A 9,758-nucleotide genomic window follows, 5' to 3' on the forward strand; every position below is an offset into this window, starting at 1 on the left:
CGCCTCCGTTGTCCAGACGCCGCGCTGTCGCGTAGAAACAAGGACCCTGTAGGAGTGAGCTTGCTCGCGATAGCTGTCGATCTGTTAAGAAGATGTCGTCTGACCTGACGTGATCGCGAGCAAGCTCACTCCTACAGATCCAATGTTTGCCAAACGAGCGCAGCGTTTCAGCAACATCAAAACGCATCCTGATTCTGCGCCAGTGGACGAACTTGTCCCCATCGTCACCGGTCTGACATTTGCCTGCCTATTGAGTACCGCAAATGCCCGCATTCGACCCCGCCATGGTTATCTGGATTGTCGCCGCCTTAGCCATCTGCGGCGTCATCATACGACCGTGGCGCGTGCCGGAATTTGTCTGGGCGATGGGGGCCGCGGTGCTGCTCACGGCGTTGGGATTCATCCCACTGCACAAGGCGCTCGGTGCGGTGGCGGAAGGCGGTGATGTCTACCTGTTTCTGATCGGCATGATGGTCCTGGCTGAGTTGGCCCGACAGCAAGGCCTGTTCGACTGGCTGGCCATGCTTGCCGCAAAACACGCGAAAGGCTCGGGACAACGACTGTTTGATCTGGTGTTTCTGGTCGGCACTTTGGTCACCGTGTTTCTGTCCAACGACGCAACCGCCGTTGTCCTGACGCCTGCCGTCTACGCAGCGGCCCGCGCCGCCAAAGCCGAGCCCCTACCCTATCTGTTTATCTGCGCCTTCATCGCCAACGCGGCCAGTTTTGTCCTGCCGATTTCAAACCCGGCCAACCTGGTGATATTCGGCAGCAACATGCCGCCGTTGGCAACTTGGCTCTGGCACTTCAGCCTGCCTTCGATTGCGGCCATTGGCTTGACCTATCTCGTGCTGCGCCTCACGCAACGTACCCACCTGCGCAAACCTCTCGAAACAGACATCACCCTGCAACCGCTGTCCAGCGGTGCACGTCTGACGGCGTTCGGAATTGTGCTGACGGGGATCGTATTACTGAGTGCATCGGCGCTGGATGTACAACTCGGGCTACCGACGTTTTGTGCAGGCATCGCTACCGCTGCACTGATCCACATACGTCAGCGGCTTAACCCGCTGCCGGTGCTCAAGGCGGTTTCCTGGAGTGTCTTGCCGCTGGTGGCCGGTTTGTTCGTGCTGGTTGAGGGTTTGGCACTGACCGGGGTCATCGATCATCTGGCCCACGCGCTGAAATCGCTGGCCGACCAATCGGCCACTCAGGCGACGTGGGCATCCGGTGTGATCGTGGCGATTGCCAGCAACCTGATCAACAATCTGCCGGCCGGCCTGATTGCAGGCTCTGTCGGCCACATCGCCCAGCTGCCCACCGAAACCACCAGTGCATTGGTAATAGGCGTGGATCTGGGCCCCAACCTCTCCATCACCGGATCGCTGGCAACCTTGCTCTGGCTGATCGCCATCCGCCGCGAAGGTGAAAACGTCACGGCGATGGGCTTTCTACGGCTGGGAGTTCTGGTCATGCCACCGGCATTGATTGGCGCACTGGCGGCGTTGTCGATTACCGCCGGCTGACAACATAGCCTGTCAGGCCACGGCACTGGCAGGTTGCAACAGCCTTGCCTCCAGTTGCCGGGCAATGCCCTGCAGGTCCATCAACGTGGCCCGCCAGCTGTTTGCGCCGCTGCCGATGCTCACCAGCGAGCGCGCCCGATCATTGACCGACACCACTTTGCCCGCATTGGTCTGCCAACCCTGAGCGAGCATCGTCGGGTCAAACTGGTTGAACGAATCAATGGCTTCCACCTGGGACACTGCAAAGCCAAACGTCAGCGTTTCTCCCCTGACGACCAGCACCCGCGACAGCGGCGTATGGGGTTGCGGCAGCGATTCGATCAGGCTGCTGAGACACAACAGTGGAAGCTGCTCGCCCCGCAGATTGAATTGCCCCAGCAAGTGATTTTCCGGCTGAGCAAGGCCGATCATGTGCGTCGGTATCGAAAGAATTTCCAGTACCTGACTGAGCGGCGCGACGAACTGGGTCGGCGACTTGAATAACAGACAGGCCTGACGCATGACCGCTTTCGCCTTGCTCGCCCGGCTTTCTGATGATTGCGGTTGAGTCTGATAAAGCGCGGCGTAGTTCTTGACTCCGGATCTCTCCAGCAGAGCCTGATGATTGATCAGTACAGCCTGCAATCCTTCACCGAGGTTCATTACACCAGCCAACAGCTCCGGCTCGCGCAAGCCATAGGCAGGCATCGGCAGCAGGCTGTGGGGGTCTCGACGCTCAATGGCAACCATTCGGTCGTAACCAAAACCGGACACCCTGCCGTCGGTGGCCGTCAGCAACAAAAGCTGGCTCTTGGCTTGCGCGTTACTGCAATCGAAACCCAACACTTGAGACAAACTCAGGACCGGAATTTTAGTATCACGGATCACGGTTACGCCCAGGCAATAGCCATTCCCAAAATCGGTCGGCGCGACCTGCGGCTTGTCCACCAACTCGGTGACCACGCTGGCATCAATGCTGAAATGCTGCCCGTCACACTCAAACACCAGGTAATGACGCAACTGGCTTTTCGCTTGCAACGTATCGCGACTGATCGGGCCCGCCGCCGTGTCCGCGGCGAACAGCACGCCGGGAAAGCTTGCCAGAAACGCCAGATCCAGCATGTAGATCAAGCGACTGTCATCACCGGTCATGATCAGCGTGGGGATCAACCCGCCGCCCTCGCCGCCCGGCCCCAATGGGCAGAGCTGAGCGTCGGATGCCTTGACGATGTCGCACACGGCATCAATGGCAACGCCCAACAGGCCGCCGTTGTACTTGAGAATGGCAACCAGCGGGGTTGGCGCTTGCTCTGGCATGTCGTCGCTGAGCAAAGATCGTAGATCCACCAACGGAACCGGTCTGCCCCGTAAGGTGAAGACCCCGGCCAGTACACCGCGCGTGACAGGATGGCGCTGCAGATTGGTCGGCCAGTGCACGGCCTCCATCAACGAGGTGGCTTCGATGCCCAGAAACGCGCCATTTATCTGCACCACGCCGTAGGCGCGCAGGGTGTTCATGCAGGCAGCCCGGAAGGCTTGCTGGTACGGGCACTGGTATTCACAACGCCCTGCTCATTGCCAACCTTGGTCTGGTGCAATTCGAAAATGAGGGTTTCGACCTGACCCGCCGAATCCATTTGCTTGGCGGTTGCGGCATTGATGCTGTCGATGGCCACGGTGGTCTCGTTGACCCCTTTGACGATCTGCTCGAACGCGCTGCCGGCACTCAAGGAAATCTCGCTGCCGGATTTAATCCGGCTGACGGTTTCCAGGATCAGTTTGTTGATTTCCTTGGTGGCCTGGGAGGACTTCTCGGCCAGCTTGCGCACCTCATCAGCCACCACCGAGAAGCCAAGTCCATGCTCACCGGCCCTTGCGGCCTCGATGGCTGCGTTGAACGCGAGCATGTTGGTCTGGCTGGCGATTTCACTGATGACCTGAATGATGTCCTGAATATCTTCAGCAGACTTGCCAATCATGGTCATGGCTTCGGCTGCCCGGACCAGCGTTTCCGAGCCCTGACTGGCCTGTTCACGGGTCAGCCTGGCCAGGTCAGTAGCCTGATCAGTGCTCTGCGCCACATAGGAAATGGCGCTCATCAGGTTTTGCACTGAAGCGTCCATTGCTCGGGTTTTGGCTTCGATGGCTTCTTCCAGTTCGACCTGTTGAGTGATGTCCGTGGCGAACTTCACCACTTTATAAGGCTTGCCATCGCTGTCGAACACCGGGTTGTAAGTCGCCTGAATCCAGATGTGCTGGCCGAACTTGCTCAAGCGCATGAAACGTCCGGAGAAAAACTGCCCTTGAGACAAGTCATGCCAGAACTCGCGATAGGCCGTGCTACGCACATATTCTTCCTCGCAGAAGATCCGGTGGTGCTGACCACGCAGCTCTTGCAGGCTGTAACCCAGCGACTTGAGGAAGTTGGCGTTGGCATCAAGGATATTGCCCGCCATATCGAACTCGATCACCGCTTGCGCACGATCAATCGCATTGACCTTGCCCTGGCGTTCAGCGCTGCTTTCTTTTATTTCGGTGACATCCAGCGCGAACTTGACCACTTTGTAAGGCTGGCCATGGGAGTTGAGAATCGGGTTGTAAGTGGCTTGAATCCAGATTTCCTTGCCGTCTTTGCGCTTGCGTCGATATTCATTGGTGTCGTATTCGCCGCGACCGAGTTTTTCCCAAAACTCGCGATAGCCCATGCTGGAACCGAACTCTTCGGTACAGAACATCCGGTGCGGCTGGCCGATCACTTCGTCCAGCTCGTAACCAAACACCGCGAGGAAATTAGGGTTGGCAGACAGGACTTTGCCGGTCAGGTCAAATTCAATCACCGCCTGAGAGCGCTCAATGGCGGTGACCTTGCCGACGAACTCGGCATTGCGGGCACGCACTTCAGTGACGTCGTTAGCAAACTTCACGATTTTGTACGGACGGCCATCGGGATCAAAGATTGGGTTGTAGGTGGCGCTGATCCAGACTTCACGCCCGCCCTTGCCCAGTCGCATGTACTCGCCGGAATCGTATTCACCACGTTCAAGCTTGGCCCAGAAGGCCCGATAGGCCGGACTGTTGAGGTATTGATCATCGCAGAACATGCGATGGTGCTGGCCCAGCACTTCGTCCAGACGGTAGCCAAGAACATTAAGAAAATTTTCATTGGCCGCCAGCACGCGACCATTAAGATCAAACTCGATCACGCCCTGAGAACGCTGAATGGCTTCAACCTTGCCTTCGTACTCCGCATTGCGCATGCGCTGATCGGTAATGTCCGTGGCGAACTTCACGACTTTGAACGGCTCGCCGGCCTGATTCAGAATCGGGTTATACGTCGCCTGCAACCAGATTTCGTTGCCGCCCTTGCCCAGCCGTTTGTACTGCCCCTGATCAAACTGCCCGGCCGCCAGCTTTCGCCAGAAATCGGCATACTCAGGGCTTGAAGCGTATTCCGGGGTGCAGAACATCCGATGATGGCGGCCCTGAACTTCTTCGAGACGATAGCCCACCTTGTCGAGAAAATTGGCGTTGGCCTGCAGTATGTTGCCTTCCAGATCAAACTCGATCATCGCCTGGGAATGATTGATGGCATTCATCAAAGAGTTCAGATCGATGGCAGATTCAACAGATGAGTTTGCAGATGGAGTAGACATGGGCGGGTCTCGAAAAGGGAGCAATCGTCGGGTTCTTATTGTTGCGTTGTCGGCCCTGACTGAAACTTCCTTAATGAAACTTCACAACCATCCGATCAGCGGGTGGCTATGTGCCATTAATGACGGATTGAGCGTAACTTACGTTATTCCGCTGCCCTTGATAATCATTATTTTCAATAGATCCGATAATATTTTCCGGAACTTTTCCATTGCCGCCAAGGTCCCGCACCGCCGTGCTGTACAGCCGACAACACCGCCCGATCGCCCTTATCTGGATTCAAATATGGATCCAATTAACCTGACGTCAAAGTGCCTTTGAGGACAAAGACAATTATTGAGCTTTTGCAGCCCTCATACTGAAAAGGCATAACGGCAGAAGGTCATATCGCAAAAAAGACCGCCCGACTCTTCAGTCTTAAAGCGGCCTTAACTTCTTTAAATCACTGTCTACTGATAACTCAATACACGCTCTGCAAAATGCACCTTGATGCAGTGTTGCATTGAGCGTTCATCATGCCTTGTCGAGCGACTCGACGCCCATTTCATCCCAGACCTCTTCTGCCAGGTGAAACGTCGCGTTGGCCGCCGGAATACCGCAGTAGATTGCGCTCTGCATCAGCACTTCCTTGATCTCTTCGCGAGTCACACCATTGTGCTTTGCCGCCTTAAGATGCAGGCGCAGTTCGCCTTCACGGTTCATACCGATCAGCATGGCGATCGTCACCAGGCTGCGGGTGTGACGCGGCAGGCCAGGGCGAGTCCAGATGTCACCCCAGGCGTGGCGGGTGATCATTTCCTGAAACTCTTCGTTGAACGGCGTGAGTTTCTTCAGGCTGTTGTCGACATGGTCATCGCCCAGCACAGCGCGACGCACTTGCATGCCGGCTTCGTAACGTTGTTTTTCGTCCATTGCAAACTCCGGATTCAGGCTTTCAAGAAAGTCACGACACGATCACCAAACGCCCTTCCCGCTTCGATGCTGGAAAGGTGTGCAGCGTGAAATTCGGCGTACTCGGCACCGGCGATGCGCTCGGTCAGAAAACGCCCGTCGGCGGGTGTGGTAACAGCATCCTGGGTGCCGCAAACCACCAGCACCGGCAGCGTAATTGCACTGATCTGCTCGCGGAAATCCGCGTCGCGCACCGCTGCGCAGTTGGCGGCATAGCCCTGTGGTGAGGTCTGGGCCAGCATGTCCACCACAGGCTCTACCCGCTGCGGCTCGGCTTTGGCAAATTCAGGAGTGAACCAGCGTGCAACCGACGCCTCGCGCAGTGCCTGCATAGCGCCTTCGCCGTCGCGCAAGACGGTTTCAATACGCGGGTTCCAGACATCAGGAGTGCCGATCTTCGCCGCGGTGTTGCACACCACCACCCGTTGCAGACGCTGCGGCGCATTGATCGCCAGCCACTGGCCAATCAGACCGCCCATGGACAGACCGCAGAACAACACGCTCGGCAGTTGCAAGGCGTCCAGCAAGGCCAATACGTCGCGGCCGTTCTGCTCGATGCTGTAAGGCCCTTCGGTCACCAGCGATTGACCGTGCCCGCGGGTGTCGTAGCGCAGCACCTGAAAGTGCTCGGTGAAAGCAGACATCTGCGAATCCCACATGCTCAGATTGGTGCCCAGCGAATTGGACAACAGCAAAACCGGCGCGCCTTGCGGGCCATCGAGTTGGTAATGCAGATCGCCGTCGGGGAGTTTGATGAAAGGCATTTTTGGCTCCTGTGGGTTGAATTGGAAATCATTCCCTGTGGGAGCGGTGCTTGGTCTGGGCGGCACTCCGACGATAAGGCTGGACGCGATCTAAAGTGAACCGCGTTCAGCCTTATCGCGGGCAAGCACCGCTCCCACAGTTGAAGTCCTGCGCTAAATCTTGGCCAAAGCCACCGCCCTCTCCACCCACTGCTGCGCAAGGCCCAGGTAGTTGGCAGGATCAAGCAGATGGTCCAGTTCTGCGGCAGAAAGCTCGGCACTGACCTGTGGATCTGCGCCAAGCACTTCGCGCAGGTGCAGGCCCTGCTGAACGGCTCGACGGCAGCTTTGTTCAATCAGATGATGCGCAGCGTCGCGACCTATGCGCTGGGCCAAAGCGATGCTGACCGCCTCGGCAAGCACCAGGCCTTGGGTGGAATCCAGATTGGTGAGCATCTGCTCTGCGTTAACTTCCAGCGCAGGAATCACTTGCAAAGCCTGCTGCAGCGATCCGGAGACCAGGCAGCACAATTCAGGCAAGGTTTCCCATTCGGCGTGCCACAGACCGAGGCTGCGCTCGTGCTCCTGAGGCATGGCCGCGAACATCGTCGCAACCAGCCCCGGTGCGCGCACGGAAGCGCTGATCATCACCGCCGCTCCCACAGGATTGCGCTTGTGGGGCATGGTCGATGATCCGCCCTTGCCTGCTGCCGCTGGCTCGAAGACTTCGCCCACTTCAGTCTGCATCAACAGACTGATATCCCGGCCAATCTTGCCGAGGCTACCGGCGATCAGGCCCAGCCAGCTGGCGAACTCCACCAGACGGTCACGCTGGGTGTGCCATGGCTGCTCCGGCAAGCTCAGTTGCATTTCGCGGGCCAACGCTTCGGCAACGGGCAAGGCGTGATTGCCCAATGCCGCGAGGGTGCCGGAAGCGCCGCCAAACTGAAGGCTCAACAACCTTGGTTTGAGTTCTTGCAAGCGTTGACGATGACGGGTTACCGCCCCCAGCCATCCGGCGATTTTCATGCCGAGAGTGACCGGGGTCGCCTGCTGCAACCAGGTGCGCCCGGCCAATGGCGTCGCGGCATAGCGCTGGGCCTGTCCGGAAAGCGTTTCAGCCAGCTCAGCCAGATCCCGTTCCAGCAACACAATGGCGGCGCGTAATTGCAGCACCAGTCCGCTGTCCATCACATCCTGGCTGGTAGCGCCCATGTGCACGTAGCGTTCAGCCGTTGGATTACGTGCAGCGATCTTCTTGCCCAGCGCCTTGACCAGCGGGATGGCTGAATTACCGGCGTTGCCAATCGCAACTGCCAACTCGGCAAGGTCGAACAGCTCGGCGCGGCAACTGGCCTGAATGTCTTCGACCACCTCAGCGGGAATCAACCCCGTGCCGGCCTCGGCCCGGGCCAGCGCCGCTTCAAAGTCGAGCATGCCTTGCAGCCGACCATGATCTGAGAAGATTTCGCTCATCTTCGGCTGGCTGAAATACGCGTCGAAAAGTTGCTGACTCGATCTGTTCAAAACATGACTCCAGAATTCATGTGGCATCCGAATGGCTGACCCAGCCTTTGATCAGCACCGCAATGGCCGCCAGTGCCGCGGGCACCACCAGCGCGGTCAGTACTTGCTCGAAATTCCAGCCCAGGCCCAGCAACGTGGCACCTGCCCATGCGCCGAGAATCGCACCGAAACGCCCGATACCCAGCATCCACGAAACCCCCGTGGCACGACCCTGAGTGGGATAGAACCGCGCCGCCAGCGAAGGCATTGCCGATTGCGCACCGTTGATACACATACCGGCCAACAGCACCAGAGTCGCCAACACGGCGACATTACCCAGGCTCTGCCCCACCAGCCAGGCGAACACGCCCGCCAGAAAGTACGCGCAGCCAATCACTTTGTGCGGGTTGTACTTGTCCATGGCCCAGCCCACACCAACCGCGCTTAATACGCCGCCAAACTGAAACAGAGCCCCGATAAAGGCCGATTGTTCCATGCTCGCGCCGCTGTCGCGCATCAGGGTCGGCAACCAACTCGTCAGCAGGTAAACGATCACCAGGCCCATGAAATAGGTCAGCCACAGCAATAAGGTGCCAGCGCTGTAAGTACCGGAGAATATGACTTTCAGAACGTTACGGCTGCGCACGGTTTTCTGTTCCGGCACGCTGAAGTCTTTGGCGGCGTTGACTTCCTGACGGGAGATCGGGGCCAGCACCTTGCGAATCCGGTCCACGCCGAGGTTGCGTACCACCAGAAAACGCGCCGATTCCGGTAGCCAGATCATCAGCACCACAGTGAGGATCAGCGGCAGAATCCCGCCAAGCATCAACAGGCTGTGCCAACCCATGGCAGGGATCAGCTTGGCGGAAACAAAACCGCCGCAGGCCATGCCGAGGTTGAAGCCGCAGAACATGCTGGTCACCAGCAATGACTTGAGACGCTCCGGGGTGTATTCCGAGAGCAACGTGGTGGCATTGGGCATCGCAGCGCCAAGGCCAAGACCGGTGAGCAAGCGCAGGATCAGCAATTGATCGATGTTGCTGCTGTACACCGACAGCAGGCTGAACAGACCGAACAGAAAAACGGCCACGACCAGCACGACCTTACGCCCGAAACGGTCAGCCAGCGGACCGGAACCCAGCGCACCGAACACCATGCCGATCAGCGCGGCGCTCATCACCGGGCCAAGGCTGGCACGGTCGATGCCCCACTCCGCACTCAACGCGGGGGCGATGAAACCCATGGCGGCCGTGTCGAGACCATCAAGAAATACAATCAGAAAACACAGGATCACCACTCGCCACTGATAACGGGACAAGGGTTGAGCATTGATAAAGGCCTGCACATCGAGTGTACCGGCCTCGGGCACGCGAGCCGAGAGCGTCATGGTGGTTCCTTGTTA

8 protein-coding genes and 1 pseudogene are annotated in these 9,758 nt (G+C 58.1%); 2 read left to right on the top strand and 7 right to left on the bottom strand.

The window, feature by feature from the left end; all coding sequences use genetic code 11:
* The first annotated feature begins 263 nt into the window (after nucleotides 1-263).
* Nucleotides 264-1,526, top strand: coding sequence for an arsenic transporter (locus H8S59_RS13240; RefSeq protein ID WP_187521692.1), 1,263 nt, complete (start codon nucleotides 264-266; stop codon nucleotides 1,524-1,526).
* A 12-nt stretch (nucleotides 1,527-1,538) separates the two neighbouring features.
* Here the strand turns inward: H8S59_RS13240 and H8S59_RS13245 are convergent, their stop codons facing one another.
* From H8S59_RS13245 to H8S59_RS13250, 3 genes and pseudogenes are all read right to left on the bottom strand, one after another.
* Nucleotides 1,539-3,023, bottom strand: coding sequence for a chemotaxis protein CheW (locus tag H8S59_RS13245; RefSeq protein ID WP_187521693.1), 1,485 nt, complete (start codon nucleotides 3,021-3,023; stop codon nucleotides 1,539-1,541).
* Nucleotides 3,020-3,628 carry a methyl-accepting chemotaxis protein gene (locus H8S59_RS27325; protein WP_425504577.1) on the bottom strand — a complete coding sequence of 203 codons (609 nt, stop codon included), beginning with the start codon at nucleotides 3,626-3,628 and terminating at the stop codon, nucleotides 3,020-3,022. Before H8S59_RS27325 ends, H8S59_RS13245 begins: the two co-directional genes overlap by 4 nt.
* Before the next feature lie 33 nt (nucleotides 3,629-3,661).
* A pseudogene (locus H8S59_RS13250) lies at nucleotides 3,662-5,158 on the bottom strand (PAS domain-containing protein); the annotation flags it as partial.
* Between H8S59_RS13250 and H8S59_RS13255 the strand changes: the two are divergent.
* Nucleotides 5,091-5,477 (top strand): hypothetical protein, encoded by a 387-nt coding sequence (locus H8S59_RS13255; RefSeq protein WP_187521699.1) that lies wholly within the window; start codon nucleotides 5,091-5,093, stop codon nucleotides 5,475-5,477. The pseudogene H8S59_RS13250 and the gene H8S59_RS13255 sit on opposite strands and share 68 nt — an antisense overlap.
* Nucleotides 5,478-5,669: 192 nt before the next feature.
* On the opposite strand, the gene pcaC is transcribed toward H8S59_RS13255, so the two are convergent.
* The 4 genes from pcaC to pcaK all read right to left on the bottom strand — a co-directional run bounded on the left by pcaC (nucleotide 5,670) and on the right by pcaK (nucleotide 9,743).
* The gene (gene pcaC, locus H8S59_RS13260; protein ID WP_187521695.1) at nucleotides 5,670-6,068 is read right to left on the bottom strand and encodes a 4-carboxymuconolactone decarboxylase; all 399 of its coding nucleotides are present in this window, start codon (nucleotides 6,066-6,068) and stop codon (nucleotides 5,670-5,672) included.
* Between the two features lie 14 nt (nucleotides 6,069-6,082).
* Entirely contained in the window at nucleotides 6,083-6,871 is a 789-nt protein-coding gene (gene pcaD / locus H8S59_RS13265; protein ID WP_187521696.1) for a 3-oxoadipate enol-lactonase, read from the bottom strand.
* 153 nt (nucleotides 6,872-7,024) lie between these two features.
* The gene (locus tag H8S59_RS13270; protein ID WP_187521697.1) at nucleotides 7,025-8,377 is read right to left on the bottom strand and encodes a 3-carboxy-cis,cis-muconate cycloisomerase; all 1,353 of its coding nucleotides are present in this window, start codon (nucleotides 8,375-8,377) and stop codon (nucleotides 7,025-7,027) included.
* A 16-nt stretch (nucleotides 8,378-8,393) separates the two neighbouring features.
* A complete protein-coding gene (pcaK, locus tag H8S59_RS13275) occupies nucleotides 8,394-9,743 on the bottom strand; it encodes a 4-hydroxybenzoate transporter PcaK (protein WP_187521698.1) in 1,350 nt (449 codons plus the stop codon).
* Nucleotides 9,744-9,758 lie beyond the last annotated feature (15 nt).

Origin of the sequence: Pseudomonas folii (assembly GCF_014357575.1) — a bacterium.
Lineage (GTDB): Bacteria > Pseudomonadota > Gammaproteobacteria > Pseudomonadales > Pseudomonadaceae > Aquipseudomonas > Aquipseudomonas folii.